Here is a 20,636-nt window from a genome sequence, read left to right on the forward strand (position 1 = left end):
TGGGCCCAGTCGGTCCACCGACCGGCCGGCGAGTGAGGTACGCGCATGGCCTTCAAGGAATACGGCAATTACGACGCGGTCGGCCTTGCCGAATTGGTTCGGAAGAAACATGTCTCGGCCAAGGAATTGCTCGACGAGGCCATCGGCCGCACAGCAGAGGTCGATCCGCAGATCAATGCCGTCGTCGTCAAGCATTACGACTATGCCGAACGCCAGGTCGAACGCGGCCTGCCCGACGGCCCGTTTACCGGCGTACCGTTCCTCCTGAAGGACCTTGACCCGCTGGAGGGCACGCGCACGACCTCCGGCGCCACGGTCCTGAAGGATTTTGTGGCCGACCACAACGGCACGCTGGCGCAGCGCTTCCTCGATACCGGCGTCTCGATCTTCGGCAAGAGCTCCAGTCCCGAATTCGGCCTGATGCCGACGACGGAGTCGCGCCTGCACGGGCCGCCGCGCAATCCGTGGAATCTCGAGCATTCTTCCGGCGGGTCATCGGGCGGCGCGGCGGCGGCGGTTGCCGCCCGCATCCTGCCCGTCGCACATGCCAGCGATGGCGGCGGCTCGATCCGGATCCCCGCCTCTGCCTCCGGCGTATTCGGCTTGAAGCCGACCCGGGCGCGCAATCCGCTCGGTCCCGATCGCGGTGAAGGCTGGGGTGGATTCGCCTGCGGCCATGTCGTGAGCATCAGCGTGCGCGACAGCGCGGTCATGATGGACGCGATCCATGGTCCCGAGCCGTCGAGCCCCTACGTGGCGCCGCCGCCGGAGCGGCCGTTTTCGCAGGAAGTCGGCCGCGATCCCGGCCAGCTCCGCATTGCCTTCACCGACAAATCGCCATATGGCGACGCCATCGATCCGGAAATCGCAGCAGCCGTGCGCGAGATTGCGGGCCTGCTGGCGGGGCTCGGCCATCATGTCGAGGAACGGGCGCCGGTGCTTCCCGCTGATCCGGCCGCAGCCATAACCACCATCGTCGGCGGCAATACCGCCCTGACGGTGCGGCTGATCGAGCAAAGACTCGGACGTGCCGCTACGGAAAACGATTTCGAGATATTGACGCTGGCGCACGCGCACAACGCGCAAAAGACCACTGCGACCGACTACGTCGCCGCCCAGCTAGCGGCCTTCCAGATTTCGCGCTCGCTGGCGGCTTTCTTTAAGAGCTGCGACGTCTTCCTGTGTCCGACGTTGTGCGCCCCGCCGCTCCGCATCGGTGAACTCAACACCATGTCGAAGGATCTGTCGCATATTGCCCCGATCCTGCGCCGCTACATGCCGGGGACCGCTATGTTCAATATGTCCGGGCAGCCGGCGATGTCGGTGCCGTTGGCTTGGAACAAGGCCGGATTGCCGCTCGGCATGATGTTCTCGGCCAGGTTCGGCGATGAGGCGACCCTGTTCCGGCTGGCCGGGCAGCTCGAACAGGTGCGGCCCTGGAAGAACAGATTACCGCCGGTATGCGCCTAAGCTCCGCCCCAAAAACGCCACGGATGGACAAGGCTCAGCCTTTTTCGGTAACGAGGAAAGACACGGGGCGACAACCGGGACATTGATTCTGCTCACGGCGCCCCGATCCGGAGGCTGAATCGTGACTCAAGGCGACCCGACCGACAACGCGCTGGCGGCAATTGCCAGCATTCTCGACCGCCCGGAGAACCATCGCGAGCCCGAAAAGCCCGCGGTCGCGGAGCATGCGTCCGTGGTCCCTCCGCCGATCCCCGTGTCCCCTGCGCCGATCGAGGCTCACGGCTACTCCAAGCACGGCCCCGGGCCGATGGCCTCGATCCGCTTCAAGTGGACGGTCCGCCTCGAGAATGGCGACTACTATGTCGACGAGACCATCGGGGAGAATTCCGCTCCGATCGTCAACGGCCCGATGTCGAGGCAAGCCGCGATCCAGATGGTGGACGATCGCGAAAGCGACGCACGCCGGCGCTTCGAGCAATTGAAGAGCGAGATGACCGGACGCGACGCCGCCGCCAATCTGCCTCGCACGGACAGCGGCGAAGCGTAACCTGCAAGACGTAAAGCGGAACTGTCCCACCGTCATGCCCGGGCTTGTCCCGGGCATCCACGTCTTCACTCGGGCCCAAAGACGTGGATGGCCGGGACATCTAGCGCGAAGACGCGCTTCGCGCTTTAGCCCGGCCATGACGAACTCTTTGAGACGGCGCTGCTCTAACAGTTCGCAGGAAATTGACCGTCACTTGGGGGCTATTTAGACTGCCCATAGACCGCTCAAGTCGAATTTGAACCAAAGCCGCTAGTACACGACTTATATTTTGAAAGTGATCTGGATCACGTTGGGAGAAGCTATCGCTGAGTAATAGCTTCGGGGGATGGGGTTCCCTGCTCAGGAGGTCGCAACAATGAAGAAGTGTCTCGCTATCGCCGTGCTTTTGCTGGCGAGCAGCCTCACCACCGCGCAGGCCCAGTACAGCTTCGAGTATGGCGGCCGCACCATCACCATAGATCCCGATCGAGGCACCGTTTCCATTCCGGGCGTCTACGACAATACCGGCAAGAAGGCCAAGCGCTCGCGTGGCGAGGAAGGCGACCTTGATCGTCCGGGCAAGAAGGCCCCGCAGCAGGCAAAAACCGCTCCGCAGGCCGCACCTGAGACGGCGCCACCGCCGGCCGCACCAGCACCGGCTGAGCAGGCCGCCCCTGCGGCAGCTCCGGCCGCTCCCTCCGCTGCAACAGCCACGCCGTCGACCGCCACAGCGGGTGTTGCACCCACCGATACGCCTGCGCCTGCAGCAGCGCCCGCTGCGCCTCAAGCCGCTCCGGCTGCGCCGCCGGCGCCCGCTCCCGTTGCCGCGCAACCGCCGCCGCAACAGAAACAGGCAGCCGCCCCGGCAGCTTCAACACTTCCGTCCGCGAACTCACCGCTCGGCGTGTGGCTGACGGAGGAGAAGGAAGGCAAGGTGCGCATCGAACCGTGCGGTCCCAATATCTGCGGCTATTCCGTCGACAAGAAGTCGAACCAGAACGGCGAGCAGGTTCTGATCAACATGAAGCCAGGCAAGGACAAGTGGAGCGGCCGGATTTTCGATCCGAATACCGGCAGCACCTACGATTCGACGATCGCCCTCAAGGGCACCGACGCTCTGCGCGTTCAGGGTTGCGCCTTCGGCGGCATGTTCTGTGGCGGCCAGACCTGGACGCGCGTCAACTGATCCACGGAAAAGGCTGCGCATTCGACAAAAGCCCCGCCGCTGCGCGGGGCTTTTTCATGGAGTTTTGACCCGTGATGACAGTCACAGTCGTCATGGAACCGATGTGAGATCGTGATCGTGTCCAAACCAAAGGGGCACGTCATGGTAAAGTCTCGGAAATCCGTAGTAGCCGCTTCGCTGCTTGCTGCACTGGGCTTTGCGACACCATCCGCAGCCGCGACATTCGACGGCGCCTGGAATGTGCAGATCTCCTCCTCGAACGCCGCCTGCAGCAGCGGCGCGTCGGTCTCGATCGGAATCAGCAACGGCCAGGTCGCCTCGAACAGCGCGACTGTAACGGCATCCGGCCGCGTCGCCGAGGCCGGCAACATCAGCGTGACATTGTCGACCGGCCTGAAGCGCGCGGTCGGCACCGGTCGCCTTTCGGGCACGTCGGGTTCGGGTACATGGCGCGCCGCGCTTTGCTCGGGCACCTGGACGGCACAGCGAAATTAACCGAGCTTCGCCGAGTATTCCGCGTCCGTCACATGCTCCATCCAGTTGACGTAGCTGCCGTCGGCCGCTTCCTGCATGGCGATGTGAGTCATGGCGTTGGTCGGCGAAGCGCCATGCCAGTGCTTTTCACCGGGCGGAATCCAGACGACGTCACCGGGGCGAATTTCCCTGATCGGTCCGCCTTTGGCCTGCACCCGTCCGACCCCTGAGATGACATAGAGCGTCTGGCCCAGCGGATGCGTGTGCCAGGCCGTGCGCGCACCCGGCTCAAAGGAGACGCGCGTCGAGGCCAGCCGGGCCGGCGCCTCGGTCTGGATGATCGGATCCTGCAGCACCGTGCCGGTGAAATATTCAGCCGGCGCCCGGCGCGTCGGCCGGGAGCCCGCGAGATGGATATCCATGGAGTTTTCTCCCTTTCCTTTTCTCAGGTTATTTCTTGCTGGCCGCGTAGCGCACCTTGGTCTCGGCGTTCATCGGATAGAGGCCGGGCAGCGCCGCGCCGTTGTTCACCTCGTTGACAATCCAGGCTTCCATCCGCTCCTGCTCCGGCCCTTCGGCCAGCACATGGTCGAGCAATGCCTGCGGGATCAGCACCGCGCCGTCCTGGTCGGCGACGACGATGTCGTTGGGAAATACCGCAACCCCACCACATCCGATCGGCTCACCCCAGCCGACGAAGGTCAGCCCCGCCACCGAAGGCGGCGCTGCGAAGCCATCGCACCAGACCGGAAGGTTGGTGCCGAGCACGCCTTCTATGTCGCGCACAACACCGTCCGTGATCAGTGCCGCAACCCCGCGCTTCACCATGCGCGCGCACAGAATGTCGCCGAAGATGCCCGCGTCGGTCTCGCCCATGGCGTCGACCACAGCAATGCAGCCTTTCGGCATGGCTTCAATCGCGGTGCGGGTCGAGATCGGCGACGACCACGACTCAGGTGTTGCCAGATCTTCGCGTGCCGGCACGAAACGCAACGTAAACGCCGGTCCGACCAGCCGAGGCTGCCCTGGCCGCAGCGGCTTGGTGCCGCGCATCCAGATGTTTCGCAGGCCCTTCTTGAGCAGAACGGTGGTGATGGTGGCGGTGGACACGCCGGACAGGGTTGCGAGGGCTTCGGGGGACAGGGACATCTGGAATGCGGGCTCCGGAGGATGGGTAAAAGGTAGCGCATCTTGCGAAGCGCGGATGTCACGTCAAGGGCTCGCGGAAAGAAGCGCGATCACAACATCTTATCGTCGACATGCAGATTAATTTATTGAACTTACTGGCTGATTTCGCGTGAAGCGAATTCCACTCGCGCCCAAAACACGCTACAGCTTAGGGCGAGCACAGAAGCTGTGAGACAGTAACAGAGGCCATGGCCGCGACGCTTCCCCCGCCCCGCCTTTTGCCGAGTGGCGACAGCGCCATCACGGTGGAATTCAGCCGCAACATCGACGATGCCGCCAACCGGCGGGTGCTGGCGCTCGACCGTGCCATGGCCGCCGAGCCGATCACGGGCGTTACCGAGACCGTGCCGACCTATCGCTCGCTGCTGGTGCATTACGATCCCGTGTTGATCGATTTCGAAAAGCTTGGCGAAACAATTCTCGCCCTCGCGCAGCGGCCGGTACCGGCAACGACAAAGACCCGGCGCTGGCGCATTCCGGTGGTCTATGGCGGCGAGCACGGCATCGACCTCGAGGATGTCGCAAAAACCCTCAACACCACGCCTGACGATATCGTGGCGCGGCATGTCGCCGGCGACTACCGGGTCGCCATGATCGGCTTTACGCCCGGCTGGTCCTATCTCAGCGGGCTTACGGATACCCTGCATATGCCGCGGCGGCAGAATCCACGCTTGCTGACGCCGGCCGGCACCATCTCGATCGGCGGCGTGCAGACCGGCGTGCAGTGCCTCGCCGGCCCGAGCGGCTGGCACCTTCTGGGACAGACAGCCGTCCGCACCTACCAGCTCCATCGCGATCCGACCTTCCTGCTGGAGCCGGGCGACAACGTCACTTTTGCACCGGTCGATGCCAAGACCTTTGCGGAGCAGGATCGCGCCGCCGAGGCCGGCGAATTCATTGCCGAGCAGATCGCCACATGAGCAAGCTCGTCATTGCATCGATCGGCCCGGCAAGTTCGGTACAGGACGGCGGACGTCCCGGCGCCCAGCGTTACGGCCTGGTGCCGAGCGGCGCGATGGATCGGCTGGCTTTGGCGGCTGCTAATACGCTGGCCGGCAATGAACCGTTCACGGCAGTTGTCGAGATCGGTCCGTTCGGGGCAAAGTTCACCGCACGCGGCAGCGCAGTGCGCGTTGCACTGGCGGGAGCCCCGCGCAATGCCGATATCGCCGGCCGCGCCGTGGCGTCGGACACTTCCGCAACGCTTGCCGATGGCGAGACGCTGACGCTCGGCTTTGCCCGCGGCGGCTCGTTCAGCTATCTCGCGATCGAAGGCGGCATTGCCGGCGAGCCGATGTTCGGCAGCCTCGCGGTCAACGCACGCGCGGGCCTCGGCAGCCCCTATCCCCGCCCCCTGCAGGCCGGCGACGAACTGCAGACGAAGGCCGCAAGCGGCGCGCCTGAACAGCGGATCGAACTGCCAGCGGTCACCGATGCGCCGATCCGCGTGGTCTGGGGTCCGCAGGATGACGAATTCGCCGATGACACCAAAAAACAGTTTCTCGACAGCGAATGGAAGATATCGGCAACCAGCGACCGCATGGGCTACCGGCTCGAAGGCCCCGTGCTCAAGCACCTCCACGGCCACAACATCGTTTCCGACGGTACCGTCAACGGCAGCCTGCAGGTGCCCGGCAATGGCCAGCCGATCGTGCTGATGCCCGACCGCGGCACCAGCGGCGGCTATCCCAAGATCGCAACCGTGATTTCGGCCGATCTCGGGCGGTTCGCGCAGATCCCCGCCGGGCGCGCCTTTCGCTTCAGGGCCGTCAGCATGCCGGAAGCCCAAGTGGAAGCGCGCAAATTTGCGGCGTTGTTGCGCACCCTGCCCGAGCGGCTGCGAGCGATCGAAAGCGTTGATCTCAACATCGATGCGCTGCACGATGCCAATGTCGCGGGCCACGCCGTCAACGCCGTCGATGCCGGAACCTGGCACGCAGTCACTCTGGCCGACATAGCGGGCCCGGACTGATCAACCAATCCACTCACAAGAAGCGGACCAGCAACATGACAACCATCGACCTCAATTGCGATCTCGGCGAAGGATTTGGCGCGTGGGAAATGGGCAACGACGCCGCAATGATCGAGCTGGCGACGTCGGTGAACGTCGCCTGCGGTTTTCATGCCGGCGACGCCGACATCATGCGCCGCACGGTCGAGCTGGCGAAAGCGCGCGGCGTCAGCGTCGGCGCACACCCTGGATATCGCGACCTGCACGGCTTCGGACGGCGGCCGATCCCCGGTTTGAAGTCGTCGGAGATCGAGAACCTGATCGCCTACCAGATCGGCGCGTTGCAGGCGATTGCGACCGCGGCCGGCCACAAGGTCACGCATGTGAAGGCGCATGGCGCGCTCTCCAACGTCGCCTGTGAGGACGACATGACCGCCAAAGCCATCGCCAACGGCATCAAGGCCGTCGACCCCAACCTGATTTTCGTGGTGCTCGCTAACTCGAAGCTGGTGCAGGCCGGCGAAGCCGCCAACCTGCCGATGGTGCACGAAGTGTTTGCCGACCGCGCCTATGAAGACAATGGCTCGCTGGTGTCGCGCAAGAAACCGGGCGCGGTATTACATGATGCGAAGGCAATTGCCGACCGCGTAGTACGGATGGTGCAGGACGGCGCAGTGGTGTCGGTCACCGGCAAGGTCATCAAGATGCGCACCGATACCGTGTGCATTCACGGCGATACGCCGGGCGCGGTCGATATCGCGCGCGGGGTGCGTCAGGCGTTGAAGAATGCCGGGATCGACGTCGCGCCGTTCAAAGTGAACCAGGGCGTGAATACATAAGTCCAAAGGCCCGGTCGGACGTCCGCTTCGGCGCCTTATGGACTCATTTTGGAATCGCAAAAGATGCGAAAAGTCGCCGATATGCGACATGTCGCGGAGCCAAGTCCTCCAATAGCGTGTTGGCGCAACCAAAGAGAGAAGATATCATTATCTGCTCCCTTGGACTTCAGGCTTCCTTGGAGGATCAAATGGTCTCCATGTATCTCCGCCGTTTGGTATCGGCGACACCGGTCTGCGCGCTAATTTTTTCAACGAGTGCGGCGCAAGCCCAGCAAGCCAGCGGCGCGATAACGCTGTTCAACGATGTCAGGGTATTCGACGGCAGGGGCACTTCGCTCTCCGAACCAACCAACGTCCTGGTTCGAGGTAACCTGATCGAAACAATTTCCCGGACGCCGGTTTCGGTCGATCGAAGCGCGACCACCACGATCGTCGATGGCGGCGGCCGCACGCTGATGCCCGGCCTGATCGACAATCATTGGCACGCGATGCTGGCGCGTACGACCCCGGCACAGGCGTTCGGTGACGTCGGTTTCAACAATCTCAATGCTGGCGACGAAGCGACGGACACTCTTATGCGCGGCTTCACCACCGTTCGCGACGTAGGCGGTCCGGTGTTCGGTCTCAAGCGCGCCATTGACGAGGGCATCGTCAAAGGACCGCGTATCTATCCGTCCGGCGCCATGATCACCATCACGAGCGGGCACGGGGATTTTCGCCAGTTAACCGATCTGCCGCGGACAATCGGCGGCATGCTCACCCGCATGGAGCAGGTCGGTGGCGCCATAGTTGCTGATAGCCCTGACGAGGTGCGCGTGCGCGCGCGCGAACAGCTCATGCAGGGCGCCTCCCAGGTCAAGTTGACGGCAGGCGGCGGAGTGTCGTCACCCTTCAGTCCGATCGACGTGACCACCTTCACCGAGGCCGAACTGCGCGCCGCGGTTGAAGCGGCCGAGAATTGGGGCACCTACGTCGTCGCGCATGCCTTTACCACGGCTGCGATCCGTGGGGCCATTGCGGCCGGCGTGAAGTGTATCGAACACGGCTTCCTGATGGACGACGCAACCGCCAAACTGATCGCCGAGAAGGGCGTTTGGCTGAGCCTGCAGCCGCTCCCCGAGGGCTTGAGGCTGGGGTTTCCGGTGGGTTCCGTCCAGCGCGCCAAGGCGGATGAGGTCTGGCCCGGCATAGCCAGGTCCTACGAGTTGGCGAAGAGATACAAGATCAAGACGGCGTGGGGCACCGATGTGCTGTTCTCCCGCGAACTGGCGCAGCAACAAGGGGCAATTCTGGCCTCGCTTACCCGTTGGTACACCCCCGCTGAAGCGCTGGTCATGGCGACATCGACAAACGCCGAACTGCTGGCGCTGTCCGGGAAGCGCAATCCCTATCCGGGAAAACTCGGCGTTGTGGAACAGGGCGCGCTCGCAGATTTGCTGCTTGTCGACGGAAATCCGTTGAACGACATCGGCCTGATTGCCGACTCCGCCAGGAACTTCAAGATCATCATGAAGGACGGCAAAATCTACAAAAACACTCTGACCAAGTGAGGGCCAGTCCTTGCCGCTAATGGCCCTGCCGTGAATTGGTGCGCACCGCAGGAGTCGAACCAACGACCCTTGCGGTTGCGCCTGACGTGCAATTTCAGAACGGGTGAACCGAGAGCGTGCCGAACACGATGGCGGCAATGAGCGCGAACGCGCTGTAGAGCGCGGCGGTATGGAAGCCGGTGCCGGAACGGCGGGACACCGAGCGTGCGTAAAGGTGCAGGCGGGCTTCCGCCGATAGTTCGCGCATGGTCGATCTCCAACGCAGCATGGACTGCATATGGAATATCGATCGCGCTCCGATGCAAGATGTCAGCCGAAATAGCGATATGGGCGCTCCGGCGCACTCCATTTCGAGGGGAAAATTCCCCACCTCCCGACCAGAGCGAGAATTTTATTCGGGCCGATTTGAGCCAGTTGGAACCCGGATTAGTAAACGTCCTGCTGGAATCGGTTCTTGTCAGTTCCCGAACGCCTCAGCCGACCGAGCTTAAGGCTTCCAGCGCCCGATCCCGAAGGCAGCCAGATGGCCGGCGATGTCGCCGGGGTTAAACGCGGGGCCGGCAAAGGCGCCGATGGCGTCGGAAGCGCCGGGGGACTTGCCCTGATGCCCCATGGCGCCGTCGTAGAGGTCCGGCCTGAAGACCCCCATGGCGGTCCGGAGCGCGTCCGGCCGCATCGCCGTCTGCCCCCAGCGCACCATTTGCGCATAAAGCCAGGCGGCCTGCGCGGGATCGGGGCGGCCCGCGCCCTCGCGCCCGACCAGGAGATAGCGGCCGCTCTCGCGCCGCTGGCCGTCGGGTGAAATCTTCAGTCGGCCGTCGAGGGTACGCTGGATCACCTCGGCGCCGACGCCGATCCGGTCGGGTCGCGCCAGGACATCCGCGGTCTCGGCGCGGTTTCCGGGATCCTCGATGTATTCGGCGGCGTGGGAAGCCGCCCGGACCAGGGCAGCCAGCACGTCCGCATTCTTTTCCGCCCAGCTTTGCCTGACCGCCAGAACCTTTTCTGCCGCGCGCACCAGGATATCAGAGACGAAGTGCAGGATGTGGCCAACCCCGAGATCGACCGCGACTGAGTTCCAGGGCGCGCCGACGCAGAACGCATCGACATGCCCATTGGCGAGGCTGTCCACCATGTAGGGCGGCGGCAGCACTACCAGGCGAACGTCCTCGTCGGGATCGACCCCGCCTGCCGCCATCCAGAACCGAAGCTGGTAATTGTGGGTGGAGAACGGAAACGTCATGCCGAAAGTCAGCGGTTCCGCGCCGCTCTTGCGCCTGCTTGCCACGACGCGCGCGAGCGCCAGCGCAGTGGCCATGGGATCGACGGCATCGCCCTCGATCTCGCCCATGATCGCAGCGTGCAGCGCCGGCGATACCGTGATCGCGTTGCCATTGAGGCCCAGATTGAATGGCGCCACAATTGGCACCTTGACGTGTCCAAGCCCGAGACTCGACGCAATCGCTACTGGCGCCAGCAAATGCGCGGCGTCGAACAGGCCGATATTCAGCTTGTCGCGGACATTGGACCACGACACTTCCCGCACCAGCTTGACGTCAAGCCCTTCGGCGGCCGTAAAGCCCTTGTCGACGGCGATGATCAGCGCGGCGGCGTCGACCAGCGGAATGAAGCCGATATGCAGCGGTGTCGTCATTTCAACAGCTCCGAGGCGGTCAGGATCGACTGCGCGATCTCTCCGATCTTCTTTTTCTCGCGCATCGCCGTGGAGCGCATGAGTACGTAGGCCTCGTCTTCGGTGAGGCCCTTCACCTTCATCAGGATTCCCTTGGCACGGTCAATCACCTTGCGTTCCTCGAGCGCGGATTTGGTGCGGTCGAGTTCGTCCTGCAGCTTCGAGAAGGCGTTGAAGCGGGAGATGCAGAGGTCGAGGATCGGCTTGATCCGCTCCTTTTTCAGGCCATCGACGATATAGGCGGAAACACCGGCGTCGACGGAAGCCTGGATCGAGGCCGCATCGCTCTGGTCGACGAACATGGCGATCGGCCGCCGCACCGCGCGGCTGACCTGGAACATCTGTTCCAGAACGTCGCGGCTGGGGTTCTCCAGGTCGATCAGGATGACGTCGGGATCGAGCGCATAGATCCGCGCCAGCAGGCTCTGCATTTCGCTGATATGCACGACACCGGTAAAGCCCGCCTCCCGCAATCCCTCTTCCAGGATTGCGGCCCGGATCGGGCTTTCGTCGACAATGACGATTTTCGGCGACGACTCAGCGCTCATCGATCAACTCTTAACCCGGCAGGGCATCCATAGCACGTAAGAAGCGCGCGCAAAGCCTTGTAATTATGGGCAATTGGGACTAGCTCGTGCATATCAATCAGGCAGATTAAATATGCAACAGGCCGCCGCGCCCAAAGTCAGCTTTGTTTCGCTTGGGTGCCCCAAGGCGCTGGTCGATTCCGAGCGCATCATCACCCGGCTGCGGGCCGAAGGCTATGAGCTGGCGCGCAAGCATGACGGCGCCGACATCGTCATCGTCAACACCTGCGGCTTCCTCGACAGCGCCAAGCAGGAATCGCTCAGCGCCATCGGCGAGGCGATGGCCGAGAATGGCAAGGTCATCGTCACCGGCTGCATGGGCGCCGAACCCGAACAGATCGAAGCGGCTTATCCCGGCGTGCTGTCAATCACGGGTCCGCAACAATATGAGAGCGTGCTGGAGGCCGTGCATCGGGCGCTGCCGCCGGTGCATAACCCGCACCTCGATCTGGTGCCGCCGCAGGGCGTCAAGCTGACCCCGCGACACTACGCTTACCTGAAGATTTCCGAAGGCTGCAACAACCGCTGCAGCTTCTGCATCATTCCAAAGCTGCGCGGCGACCTCGTGTCACGCCCGGCCAATGACGTGCTGCGCGAGGCGGAAAAGCTGGTCGCCGCCGGCGTCAAAGAATTGCTTGTTATCTCGCAGGACACGTCGGCCTACGGCGTCGATATCAAATATGCCGACAGCCCGTGGAAGGATCGACAGGTCCGCGCCAAATTCTTCGACCTTGCCAAGGAACTCGGCGATCTCGGCGCCTGGGTACGGCTGCAGTATGTGTACCCCTACCCGCATGTCGACGAAGTCATCGGTCTGATGGCCGAGGGCAAGGTTCTGCCCTATCTCGACATTCCGTTTCAGCATGCAAGCCCCGACGTGCTGCGGGCCATGAAGCGTCCCGCGGCGCAGGAAAAAACACTGGCGCGGATCCAGAAGTGGCGCGAGCAATGTCCTGACCTGACGCTGCGCTCGACCTTCATCGTGGGCTTCCCCGGCGAGACCGATTCCGATTTCGCCTATCTGCTCGACTGGCTCGAAGAGGCCGAGATCGATCGGCTCGGCTGCTTCAAATACGAGCCGGTGGCGGGTGCGGCTTCCAACGCCATCGGCAACGCCGTATCAGACGAAATCAAGCAGGAGCGTTGGAACGCCCTGATGGCCCGGCAGCAGAAAATCTCTGCCCGCCGCCTCAAGCGCAAGGTCGGCACCAGGCAGCAGATCATCATCGACGAAGTCGGGCCGACGGTCGCAAAGGGTCGTTCAAAGGCCGACGCGCCGCAGATCGACGGCGCGGTCTATCTCTCCAGCCGCCGCCCGCTGAAAGTCGGCGAGATCGTCACCGCGAAGATCGAACGAGCGGATCAGTATGATCTCCATGGCAGCGTCGCGGGATTCTGAATCAAACGACGCCGCTTGACACCGTCCCCCATTCGGCTGTATGGCCCTGCGCCATGAAACTGAACCGGACCAACCGCCGCGCCTGCCTGCGTCGTCGCTCCAGCGACGATGGGTTGCGCCGTGTCCGACGACAACGCTGATTAACTAGTTCAGCTACGTTTTCGAGAAGGCCGCACCCTCAAAAGTGCGGCCTTCTTGCGTTTCGGCCAGCCCCTTCCCCAAAAACCCTGAGGAGATCGACATGACCAATGCTGCCCATCCGTTCGACGCGCTGATGAACATCACCGCCCGCCCGCAGGCCGTGTTCGTTCGCGGCGAAGGCGCGTATCTGTGGGATGACGCCGGCAAGCGCTATCTCGATTTCATGCAGGGTTGGGCCGTCAACTCCCTCGGCCATTCGCCGGCCGTCATTGCCGACGCGCTTGCGGCGCAAGCCAAACTGCTGCTGACGCCAAGCCCAGCCTTCTACAACGGTCCCAGCCTGAAGCTGGCGCAAGCGCTGGTCGAGAAGAGCTGCTTCGATCAGGTTTTCTTCGCCAATTCAGGCGCGGAGGCCAATGAGGGCGCCATCAAGCTCGCGCGGAAATACGGCGCGAAATACAAGAACGGCGCGTTCGAAATCATCACCTTTGAAGGCGGATTTCACGGCCGCACGCTCGCCACCATGTCGGCATCGGGCAAGAAGGCGTTCGAGCCGCTGTTCGAGCCGAAAGTATCGGGCTTCCGCAAGGCCAAGCTCAACAACCTCGATTCAGTGAAGGCGCTGATCTCGGACAACACGGTCGCCGTCATGCTGGAGCCGATCCAGGGCGAAGCCGGCGTGTGGCCGGCGACCGATCAATTCCTGAAGGAGCTGCGCGCGCTCACCAAGGAACACGGGTTGCTGCTGATCTTCGACGAGATCCAGACCGGCATGGGCCGGACCGGAAAACTGTTCCACTACGAGCATGCCGGCATCGAGCCTGACATCATGACGCTCGGCAAGGGCATCGGCGGCGGCGTGCCGCTGGCCGCCCTGCTCGCCACCGAGCACGCCTCCTGCTTCGAGCACGGCGACCAGGGTGGCACGTTCAACGGCAATCCGTTGATGTGCGCCGCGGGGCTTGCGGTGCTCGAACACGTCGCCGAGCCGGAATTCCTGAAAGCTGCGGCGGACGCCGGCCTTTTCCTGGAAAGCGAGTTGCAGAAATTGTCGGCGCGGCATGGTCTCGGCGAGGTGCGCGGCCGGGGTCTGTTGCTCGCGCTCGATCTCAAATTGCCGATCGGCGCCGCGATCGTGGCCGAGGCGCTTGCGGACGGCGTGCTCATCAACTCGCCGCAGCCCGATGCGCTCCGCTTCATGCCGGCGCTCAACGTCACCCGCGAGGAGATATCGCTAATGATCGAGTGCCTTGATGCGATTTTGGTCAAGGCTGGTGCGGCGCGACGGGTGGCGTAGCCCCAATCGTCATTGCGAGCGAAGCGAAGCAATCCATCTCTGCGCAAACGGAGGTATGGATTGCTTCGTCGCTTTGCTCCCTTGCGCAAACGCTTCGCGTTTGTCGCAGGCAATGACGTTACTCACGGCCGCAGGATCGCCGCCCCCGTGGTCGCCCTGCTCTCAAGCTCGGTATGCGCCTTCGCCGCGTCCTTCAGCGCATAGGCGTGATTGATCGGCACATGGAGCTTGCCGTTGATGACAGCGGCGAACAGCGTGTCGGCGCCTTCGAGCAATTCCTTGCGGGTAGAGACGTAGTCGTTGAGCTTCGGCCGCGTCGCGAACAGCGAGCCGTGGTTGTTGAGCTCGGTGAGCGGGAACGGCGGTACCGGGCCGGAGGCGTTGCCAAAACTCACGAACAGGCCGCGTGGCCGCAGGCACGACAGCGAGCCCGGGAACGTGGTCTTGCCGACGCCGTCATACACGACGTCGCAGAGCTCGTTGCGGCTGATCTGCTTCACCCGTGCCACGAAGTCTTCCTCGTTGTAGAGGATGACGTGGTCGCAGCCATTGGAGAGCGCGAGATCGGCTTTCGCCTTGGTGCCCACGGTGCCGATCACATGCGCGCCGAGCGCCTTTGCCCATTGGCAGGCCAAGAGGCCGATGCCGCCGGCGGCGGCGTGGATCAGCACGCGGTGGCCGGGTTCGACCTTGAACGTCTTGTGCAGCAGGTACCAGACCGTCAGCCCCTTGAGCATCAGGACGGCGCCCTGCTCGTAGGTGATGTGGTCGGGCAGCTTGACCAGCTTGTCCGCCGGGATCACCCGCTCGCTGGCGTAGCCGCCGAGCGTGAAATAGTAGGCGACGCGGTCGCCGGGGTGAAAATTGGTGACGCCCGGGCCGACCGCCACGACCTCGCCGGCGGCTTCGTTTCCGGCGATGAACGGCAATCCCGGGGCCTTGTAGAGGCCGGTGCGGAAGTAGACGTCGATGAAGTTCAGGCCGACGGCATGCTGACGGATGCGGACCTCGCCCGGTCCGGGCGCCGGCACGTCCACGTCCTCATACACCAGGGCTTCCGGACCCCCTACCTTGTGCACGCGCACGGCCTTGGTCATGACGATCTCTCCCTCGGTATTTCCTGAAGCGAAACGAAAGCCATCCCCGCCGGGTTGTCAACTCGCCTGGCCGAAACCGGCTATCTGGCGACCTTCCTGCGGTTGCGCCGGGCGAGCACATTGAACAGTTCGACGGCCGCCGCAAACAACATGGCAAAGTAGATATAGCCGCGCGGGATGTGGAATTTGAATCCGTCAGCGACCAGCGCCACCCCGATCAGCACCAGGAACGCCAGCGCCAGCATCTTGGTAGTCGGATGATCGGCAACGAATTTGGAGACCGGCCCTGACGACACGTACATCACGAAACAGGCGATCACGACCGCTGCGACCATGATCTCGATATCCTCCGCCATGCCGATCGCGGTGATGATCGAATCCAGCGAGAACACCAGGTCGACGACGATGATCTGCACGATCACCCAGAAAAAAGCACTGGCCTTCGGCTTATCGTCATTTTCGGCCTCGCGCGCTTCCACCTCGGCATGAATTTCGTGGGTCGCCTTGGCGATCAGGAACATGCCGCCGCCGATCAGGATGATATCGCGCCACGAAAATGCGAGGTCCTTCACCGTGATCACGGGCTGGGTCAGGCCGATCAGCCACACGAGCACGCTGAGAAGCAGGATGCGAAATACCAGCGCCAGTGCGAGCCCGATCTGTCGAGCCTGCTTCGCCTGCCGCTCAGGGATGCGCGAGACGATCACCGATATGAAAATGACGTTGTCAATGCCGAGCACGATTTCCAGTGCCGTCAACGTCAACAGCGCCGCCCAGGCTTCCGGGCTCGACAATAATTCCATCATGCCTTGAACGACTTTATTCGCCGGATCACTGCGTCACTTCCTATTATGTAGGCCGCGATAGCGCACAGCCCGGCGACGATCGGAGCGCCCACGTCGAAATCGCGGGCGAGCGTATATAGCGCAAGCACTGCGCCGATAGCCATCAGCCACAGGGTCAGCCAGCGCAGACGTACCACCCGGATCGGGTGTAGCACATGAAACGGCGCGAATGTCAGCGCGATCAGAACTGCGATGCCGAGACTGGAAAGCACGGGCGGCAAGTGCAGCAAGAACAAATAAAACGCTGCAACGTTCCATAGCGCCGGAAAGCCGCGGAAATGATTGTCCGACGCCTTCATGCGCCGGTCGGCAAAATAGAGCGCGCCCGACACCATGATGCCGATGCCAAGCAGCGGCGCGGCGACCGGCAGCAGCATCCCGCTCGCGGTGATGGCATAGGCCGGAACGAAAACGTAGGTCACGAAATCGACGACGAGATCGAGCACCTCGCCTGACCAGTTCGGCTGCAACCGCTCGACATCCAGCTTCCGCGCCAGCGGGCCGTCGATCGCGTCGATGATCAGGGCGACGCCGAGCCAGCCGAACATGTTGGCCCAGTGTTCGCGCACGGCCTCCAGCATCGCCAGCAACGCGATGCCCGCGCCCATCGCCGTGAAGATATGCACGGCGAATGCTGCAGTCCGCGTTCGGCCGGTCGCCGGGACGGAATCTGGTTCTGTCGTTTGGTCCATTGCTCCGGCAGTGCTATCAGGAATCGCTCCGATTTGCATATCAGCACTTGCGGCGTTCCGCCGCGCGATTGGGTGGAAACATTTCGGCCAGTTGATAGCTTGAAAATGCCGCCCCGAACGTCAATTGTCCCAATATGAACGATGCATCGCAAGTTTATGACGCTGCCGTGATCGGCGGCGGTCCGGCGGGATTGACCGCGGCCATCGCGCTGGCCGCGACCGGAGCGAAAACCGCCCTGCTCGCCCGTCGCATCCCCTATGCCGACAACCGCACCACGGCGCTGCTGGGGGCTTCCACCGATCTGCTCGAACGTCTGGACGTCTGGCCCCGTTGCCGGGACAAGGCCGCCGCCTTGCGGACCATGCGCCTCGTCGACGACACCGGCCGGCTGATCCGCGCGCCGGAGGTGCGCTTCACCTCGGATGAGATCGGCCTCGAACAGTTCGGCTACAACATCGACAACCGCTCGCTGATGGTCGCCCTCGAAGAGCGTGCCGCCGGGCTTTCGAACCTGACCCGATTTGACGATGAGGCCGCAACGATCGACCCGCAGGATGCAGCCGTTGCCATCCGTACCGGCAAAGACGAGCAGCTTGCCGCGCGGCTCGTGATCGGCGCCGACGGGCGGCAATCGCCGTCCCGCGAGGCGGCCGGAATCGGCATCAGCCGGCGCGACCTGCATCAGTCGGCGCTGACGTTCAACATTTCCCATTCGCGGCCGCACAACGGCATCTCCACCGAATTTCACACCGCGCAAGGTCCGTGCGTATTCGTGCCCCTGCCCGGCAACCGCTGCAGCGTGGTGTGGGTCTCGGCGACCAGGGAAGCCGAGCGGCTGATGTCGCTTGGCGACGACGAATTGTCGGACGCCGCGGAAACGCAGTCGCACTCCATTCTCGGCCGCGTCCAGGTTGAAGCCGGCCGCAACATCTTTCCGCTGACGATCGAGCGTCCCGACCGGTTTGCCAGCCATCGTGTCGCGCTGGTCGGCGAATCCGCCCATGTGGTGCCGCCGATCGGCGCGCAGGGCCTCAACATGGGATTGCGCGATGCGGCCGATATCGCCGACATCGCAGGCAGTGCGATCTCGCTCGGGGAGGATCCGGGATCGCCGGCGGTGCTGGCGCGCTATCAGTCCGCCCGCCGCGCCGACGTCGCGAGCCGGCTGATTGCCATCGATGTCGCCAACCGCTCACTGCTCAGCGATTTCTTAGGCATGCAATCGCTGCGCGCGGCCGGCATGCACCTGCTTGGCTCGATCGGCCCGCTGCGGCGGCTCGCGATGCGCGAGGGGCTGGCGCCGACCTGGAAGCGTGTGAGCTAGGGCCGGCCGGACCGGCGTGAGGGCTGTGAACCGGGGCCCATTTCTACTTTGCATGGGGTTGTTTTCGATATTTTGTGTTTCGAGCACCCGTGCCCCTTTACGGAAACACCAGTCGTCCGCTCTGAATGAACCACATCACGCTGGTCAGCGTGACCACCGAGGCGAAGGTCCCGATCAGCACGGCGACGGATGCCGGCTCGATCCAGGTATTGTTCTGCCGCGCCATCACGAACACGTTCAGCGCCGGCGGCAGAGCCGCCATCAGGACGGCGGTCGCCGCCCAGGGCTGCGCGAACGGGCCGAACAGCAGCATCAAGCCGAACACGATCAGCGGATGAACCAGCAGCTTGATCGCGATCACGCCGGGCACTTCCCAGGGCACGCGATCGAACGGCCGCAGTGCCACGGTGACGCCGAGTACGAACAGCGCGGTCGGCGCGGCCGCGTTCTGCAGAAACAGCAGCGTTTTGTCGACCGCGACGGGCAGTTGAATATGCAGCCCCGCGGCGAGCGCGCCGGCGGCAGCCGACATGATCAGCGGGTTCAGCACGATCTGCCGCACGGCGACGCCGATCGCGTGCAGGAAGGACGGATGCTCGCGATCGGTCAGCGCCATCAACAGGGGCACGATCGAGAACAGGAAAATGCTGTCGCAGCAGAAGATCAGCGCGGTCGGCGCCGCCGCCTTGCTGCCAAGCACCGCCAGCGCCAGCCCCGGTCCCATGTAGCCGATGTTTCCGTAGGCACCGGCAAGGCCCGAGATCGTCGCCTTGCGCAGCGAGAGTTCGCCGATGATCCGCCCTGCCACCATCGCCAGCACGAAAGCGCTGACCGTACCGATCGTCGTTGCGATCAGGAATGGCGGGTTGTTCAGTTCGGCGAACGGTGTCTCCGACATGATGCGAAACAGCAACGCCGGCAGAGAAACGTACAGCAGGAAGAAGTTCATCCAGGCGAGGCCGGATTCCGGCAGGCCCCTGGTCTGTCCGCAGGCAAAGCCGATGAAGATCAACCCAAAATAGGGAAGCGCGAGGTTGAGGATATCGGCCATCTCGGAAACGTCTTTTCGTCAGTGATTTCTGCGGCATGGCACTGGATCTGGCCACCACGCGTAAAGGTTAATTCGTCCTATTGCCCCTAGCATCGGCCACAATCATGGTCTATTCGACGGGATATGATCAAAGCGCGCACCGCCAAATTTCAGATCGGGCAGATTGTCCGCCACCGGGTGTTTTCATTCCGGGGCGTGATTTTCGATATCGATCCGGAATTCAACAATACCGAGGAATGGTGGTTGTCGATCCCCGAGGAGGTTCGGCCTCACAAGGACCAGCCGTTCTATCATCTGCTCGCGGAAAATTCGGAGTCCGAATACGTCGCCTATGTCTCCGAACAAAACCTGCTGCCGGACGATTCCGGCGAGCCGATCCGGCATTCCCAGGTTGCCGAGATATTCGTGAAGGACAAGTCGGGCGGCTATCGCCCGCGCAATCCGTCGCTGAACTAGCCATCGCTATCAGCAACGAAAAAGGCGCCCTGCTCGGGCGCCTTTTTGTTTTGTCGAACGGCGCGGCGCTTACTTCGCCGCTGGATTGGCTGCTCCGCCTGCCCCTTCGAGCTTCTTGCGCTGCTCTTCAGCCCGCTTCTGCAACTCTTCCTGCAGCTTCTTCTGGTTTTCCTCGAACACCTTCGGATCGGTCGGCGGACCGTCATAGGCCTTGGCGAATTCACCCGCGAGCGGCAACGGCAGCGTCAGCGGAGCGCCGTTGGAATTGATCGCCTGAACAACGAGATTCTGGCCCTTCTTCAGGCTGGCGATCAGCTCGGGGGTTGCCTCGTAGTCGGACATGCAACCGTTCTGGAAGCAGATGACGTAGGGGCCCTGCAGCGGCGCATTGCTGTCGACGATGATCCGGGTTCCGTGCACGAGCTGCATGCCGAGCGGCAGTGTCACGCGCAGCAGCTTCTTCGGCTCGCCTTCCGGCTCGATGATGACGGCGGCGATGACGGGTTGGCCGGACTCGATGCGGCCGTCCTTGCCGGTGAAGCAAACCTGCTTGGCGCCGGCTTCCTGGCCCTTGAGGCAGAACTTGGTCCAGGGCGCGTAGATCAGCTGGACCTGCTGTTCCTGCGGCTGGGGCGCGGCGCCAGGAGCGCCGGCCGGAGGGGCCTGCGCGGCCGGTGCGGGAGCCTTAGGAGCAGCCTTCGGAGGCGCTTTCGGCGCCGCTGGAGCCGGCGCGGGCTGCTGGGCCTGCGCGCCCGAAGCGATCAGCGTTGCCGACAATGCCGAGGCCGCCAACAGGGCCAAGATCTGCCCACGCGGCCGGATCGACCCGGCCAAGATACGGAAATTCATTGCGGAAAACCCTTTCTGAA

General features: G+C 63.3%; 22 protein-coding genes. 12 read left to right on the forward strand and 10 right to left on the reverse strand.

Annotated features, from left to right (window positions below):
* Nucleotides 1-45 precede the first annotated feature (45 nt).
* The 4 genes from IVB22_RS33595 (at nt 46) to IVB22_RS33610 (ending at nt 3,677) form a co-directional block, all read left to right on the forward strand.
* Nucleotides 46-1,470: an amidase gene (locus IVB22_RS33595; RefSeq protein WP_247521444.1), complete on the forward strand. Its 1,425-nt coding sequence runs from the start codon at nt 46-48 to the stop codon at nt 1,468-1,470.
* A 121-nt stretch (nt 1,471-1,591) separates the two neighbouring features.
* Complete coding sequence (locus IVB22_RS33600) at nt 1,592-2,017, forward strand: hypothetical protein (protein ID WP_247521445.1); 426 nt, start codon at nt 1,592-1,594, stop codon at nt 2,015-2,017.
* A gap of 355 nt (nt 2,018-2,372) precedes the next feature.
* Nucleotides 2,373-3,182: a DUF2147 domain-containing protein gene (locus IVB22_RS33605; protein ID WP_247521446.1), complete on the forward strand. Its 810-nt coding sequence runs from the start codon at nt 2,373-2,375 to the stop codon at nt 3,180-3,182.
* A 141-nt stretch (nt 3,183-3,323) separates the two neighbouring features.
* Complete coding sequence (locus tag IVB22_RS33610) at nt 3,324-3,677, forward strand: hypothetical protein (RefSeq protein ID WP_247521447.1); 354 nt, start codon at nt 3,324-3,326, stop codon at nt 3,675-3,677.
* On the opposite strand, the gene IVB22_RS33615 is transcribed toward IVB22_RS33610, so the two are convergent.
* Entirely contained in the window at nt 3,674-4,078 is a 405-nt protein-coding gene (locus IVB22_RS33615; protein WP_247521448.1) for a cupin domain-containing protein, read from the reverse strand. The genes IVB22_RS33610 and IVB22_RS33615 overlap by 4 nt on opposite strands.
* A gap of 28 nt (nt 4,079-4,106) precedes the next feature.
* Nucleotides 4,107-4,805: a ribonuclease activity regulator RraA gene (locus IVB22_RS33620; RefSeq protein ID WP_247521449.1), complete on the reverse strand. Its 699-nt coding sequence runs from the start codon at nt 4,803-4,805 to the stop codon at nt 4,107-4,109.
* 227 nt (nt 4,806-5,032) lie between these two features.
* On the opposite strand from IVB22_RS33620, the gene pxpB reads away from it, so the two are divergent.
* The 4 genes from pxpB to IVB22_RS33640 all read left to right on the forward strand — a co-directional run bounded on the left by pxpB (nt 5,033) and on the right by IVB22_RS33640 (nt 9,184).
* A complete protein-coding gene (gene pxpB, locus IVB22_RS33625; RefSeq protein WP_247521450.1) occupies nt 5,033-5,764 on the forward strand; it encodes a 5-oxoprolinase subunit PxpB in 732 nt (243 codons plus the stop codon).
* Nucleotides 5,761-6,816 carry a biotin-dependent carboxyltransferase family protein gene (locus tag IVB22_RS33630; protein ID WP_247521451.1) on the forward strand — a complete coding sequence of 352 codons (1,056 nt, stop codon included), beginning with the start codon at nt 5,761-5,763 and terminating at the stop codon, nt 6,814-6,816. The genes pxpB and IVB22_RS33630 overlap by 4 nt, the downstream gene beginning before the upstream one ends.
* 35 nt (nt 6,817-6,851) lie before the next feature.
* Nucleotides 6,852-7,634, forward strand: coding sequence for a LamB/YcsF family protein (locus IVB22_RS33635; RefSeq protein ID WP_247521452.1), 783 nt, complete (start codon nt 6,852-6,854; stop codon nt 7,632-7,634).
* Between the two features lie 197 nt (nt 7,635-7,831).
* Nucleotides 7,832-9,184, forward strand: coding sequence for an amidohydrolase family protein (locus tag IVB22_RS33640; RefSeq protein WP_374207785.1), 1,353 nt, complete (start codon nt 7,832-7,834; stop codon nt 9,182-9,184).
* Between the two features lie 94 nt (nt 9,185-9,278).
* Here IVB22_RS33640 and IVB22_RS33645 read toward each other — a convergent pair whose 3' ends face one another.
* The 3 genes from IVB22_RS33645 to IVB22_RS33655 all read right to left on the reverse strand — a co-directional run bounded on the left by IVB22_RS33645 (nt 9,279) and on the right by IVB22_RS33655 (nt 11,425).
* On the reverse strand, nt 9,279-9,431 hold the full coding sequence (locus tag IVB22_RS33645; protein ID WP_176721835.1) for a hypothetical protein: 153 nt from the start codon (nt 9,429-9,431) through the stop codon (nt 9,279-9,281).
* A 240-nt stretch (nt 9,432-9,671) separates the two neighbouring features.
* Nucleotides 9,672-10,838 carry a CmpA/NrtA family ABC transporter substrate-binding protein gene (locus IVB22_RS33650; protein ID WP_247521454.1) on the reverse strand — a complete coding sequence of 389 codons (1,167 nt, stop codon included), beginning with the start codon at nt 10,836-10,838 and terminating at the stop codon, nt 9,672-9,674.
* Nucleotides 10,835-11,425 (reverse strand): ANTAR domain-containing response regulator, encoded by a 591-nt coding sequence (locus tag IVB22_RS33655; protein WP_057852587.1) that lies wholly within the window; start codon nt 11,423-11,425, stop codon nt 10,835-10,837. The genes IVB22_RS33650 and IVB22_RS33655 overlap by 4 nt, the downstream gene beginning before the upstream one ends.
* A 112-nt stretch (nt 11,426-11,537) precedes the next feature.
* Between IVB22_RS33655 and rimO the strand changes: the two genes are divergently transcribed.
* Both rimO and IVB22_RS33665 read left to right on the forward strand, forming a co-directional pair.
* Nucleotides 11,538-12,863, forward strand: coding sequence for a 30S ribosomal protein S12 methylthiotransferase RimO (rimO, locus tag IVB22_RS33660; protein ID WP_247521455.1), 1,326 nt, complete (start codon nt 11,538-11,540; stop codon nt 12,861-12,863).
* Between the two features lie 241 nt (nt 12,864-13,104).
* Complete coding sequence (locus IVB22_RS33665) at nt 13,105-14,301, forward strand: acetylornithine transaminase (protein ID WP_247521456.1); 1,197 nt, start codon at nt 13,105-13,107, stop codon at nt 14,299-14,301.
* Between the two features lie 122 nt (nt 14,302-14,423).
* Here the strand turns inward: IVB22_RS33665 and IVB22_RS33670 are convergent, their stop codons facing one another.
* From IVB22_RS33670 to pcsA, 3 genes are all read right to left on the reverse strand, one after another.
* Nucleotides 14,424-15,398, reverse strand: a complete 975-nt coding sequence (locus IVB22_RS33670; protein WP_247521457.1) for a quinone oxidoreductase — start codon at nt 15,396-15,398, stop codon at nt 14,424-14,426.
* An 80-nt stretch (nt 15,399-15,478) separates the two neighbouring features.
* The gene (locus IVB22_RS33675; RefSeq protein ID WP_247521458.1) at nt 15,479-16,204 is read right to left on the reverse strand and encodes a TerC family protein; all 726 of its coding nucleotides are present in this window, start codon (nt 16,202-16,204) and stop codon (nt 15,479-15,481) included.
* Nucleotides 16,201-16,935 (reverse strand): phosphatidylcholine synthase, encoded by a 735-nt coding sequence (gene pcsA / locus IVB22_RS33680; protein WP_247521459.1) that lies wholly within the window; start codon nt 16,933-16,935, stop codon nt 16,201-16,203. The genes IVB22_RS33675 and pcsA overlap by 4 nt, the downstream gene beginning before the upstream one ends.
* Nucleotides 16,936-17,069: 134 nt before the next feature.
* Here pcsA and IVB22_RS33685 point away from each other — a divergent pair, with 134 nt between their 5' ends.
* Entirely contained in the window at nt 17,070-18,260 is a 1,191-nt protein-coding gene (locus IVB22_RS33685; RefSeq protein ID WP_247521460.1) for a UbiH/UbiF family hydroxylase, read from the forward strand.
* A gap of 97 nt (nt 18,261-18,357) precedes the next feature.
* Here IVB22_RS33685 and IVB22_RS33690 read toward each other — a convergent pair whose 3' ends face one another.
* On the reverse strand, nt 18,358-19,311 hold the full coding sequence (locus tag IVB22_RS33690) for an AEC family transporter (protein WP_247521461.1): 954 nt from the start codon (nt 19,309-19,311) through the stop codon (nt 18,358-18,360).
* A 123-nt stretch (nt 19,312-19,434) separates the two neighbouring features.
* Between IVB22_RS33690 and hspQ the strand changes: the two genes are divergently transcribed.
* Nucleotides 19,435-19,767 (forward strand): heat shock protein HspQ, encoded by a 333-nt coding sequence (gene hspQ / locus IVB22_RS33695; RefSeq protein WP_027537766.1) that lies wholly within the window; start codon nt 19,435-19,437, stop codon nt 19,765-19,767.
* 69 nt (nt 19,768-19,836) lie between these two features.
* On the opposite strand, the gene IVB22_RS33700 is transcribed toward hspQ, so the two are convergent.
* The gene (locus IVB22_RS33700) at nt 19,837-20,616 is read right to left on the reverse strand and encodes an invasion associated locus B family protein (RefSeq protein ID WP_247521462.1); all 780 of its coding nucleotides are present in this window, start codon (nt 20,614-20,616) and stop codon (nt 19,837-19,839) included.
* Nucleotides 20,617-20,636: the final 20 nt, after the last annotated feature.

The organism is Bradyrhizobium sp. 190 (assembly GCF_023073415.1).
Lineage (GTDB): Bacteria > Pseudomonadota > Alphaproteobacteria > Rhizobiales > Xanthobacteraceae > Bradyrhizobium.

Coding starts and splice junctions, on each gene's coding strand:
- IVB22_RS33655 (WP_057852587.1), bottom strand. CDS start 11,425: ATGAGCGCTGAGTCGTCGCCGAAAATCGTCATTGTCGACGAAAGCCCG.
- IVB22_RS33645 (WP_176721835.1), bottom strand. CDS start 9,431: ATGCGCGAACTATCGGCGGAAGCCCGCCTGCACCTTTACGCACGCTCG.
- IVB22_RS33665 (WP_247521456.1), top strand. CDS start 13,105: ATGACCAATGCTGCCCATCCGTTCGACGCGCTGATGAACATCACCGCC.
- IVB22_RS33650 (WP_247521454.1), bottom strand. CDS start 10,838: ATGACGACACCGCTGCATATCGGCTTCATTCCGCTGGTCGACGCCGCC.
- IVB22_RS33675 (WP_247521458.1), bottom strand. CDS start 16,204: ATGATGGAATTATTGTCGAGCCCGGAAGCCTGGGCGGCGCTGTTGACG.
- IVB22_RS33700 (WP_247521462.1), bottom strand. CDS start 20,616: ATGAATTTCCGTATCTTGGCCGGGTCGATCCGGCCGCGTGGGCAGATC.
- IVB22_RS33620 (WP_247521449.1), bottom strand. CDS start 4,805: ATGTCCCTGTCCCCCGAAGCCCTCGCAACCCTGTCCGGCGTGTCCACC.
- IVB22_RS33670 (WP_247521457.1), bottom strand. CDS start 15,398: ATGACCAAGGCCGTGCGCGTGCACAAGGTAGGGGGTCCGGAAGCCCTG.
- IVB22_RS33635 (WP_247521452.1), top strand. CDS start 6,852: ATGACAACCATCGACCTCAATTGCGATCTCGGCGAAGGATTTGGCGCG.
- IVB22_RS33640 (WP_374207785.1), top strand. CDS start 7,832: ATGTATCTCCGCCGTTTGGTATCGGCGACACCGGTCTGCGCGCTAATT.
- pxpB (WP_247521450.1), top strand. CDS start 5,033: ATGGCCGCGACGCTTCCCCCGCCCCGCCTTTTGCCGAGTGGCGACAGC.
- IVB22_RS33595 (WP_247521444.1), top strand. CDS start 46: ATGGCCTTCAAGGAATACGGCAATTACGACGCGGTCGGCCTTGCCGAA.
- pcsA (WP_247521459.1), bottom strand. CDS start 16,935: ATGGACCAAACGACAGAACCAGATTCCGTCCCGGCGACCGGCCGAACG.
- IVB22_RS33690 (WP_247521461.1), bottom strand. CDS start 19,311: ATGGCCGATATCCTCAACCTCGCGCTTCCCTATTTTGGGTTGATCTTC.
- hspQ (WP_027537766.1), top strand. CDS start 19,435: ATGATCAAAGCGCGCACCGCCAAATTTCAGATCGGGCAGATTGTCCGC.
- rimO (WP_247521455.1), top strand. CDS start 11,538: ATGCAACAGGCCGCCGCGCCCAAAGTCAGCTTTGTTTCGCTTGGGTGC.
- IVB22_RS33685 (WP_247521460.1), top strand. CDS start 17,070: ATGAACGATGCATCGCAAGTTTATGACGCTGCCGTGATCGGCGGCGGT.
- IVB22_RS33605 (WP_247521446.1), top strand. CDS start 2,373: ATGAAGAAGTGTCTCGCTATCGCCGTGCTTTTGCTGGCGAGCAGCCTC.
- IVB22_RS33630 (WP_247521451.1), top strand. CDS start 5,761: ATGAGCAAGCTCGTCATTGCATCGATCGGCCCGGCAAGTTCGGTACAG.
- IVB22_RS33610 (WP_247521447.1), top strand. CDS start 3,324: ATGGTAAAGTCTCGGAAATCCGTAGTAGCCGCTTCGCTGCTTGCTGCA.
- IVB22_RS33615 (WP_247521448.1), bottom strand. CDS start 4,078: ATGGATATCCATCTCGCGGGCTCCCGGCCGACGCGCCGGGCGCCGGCT.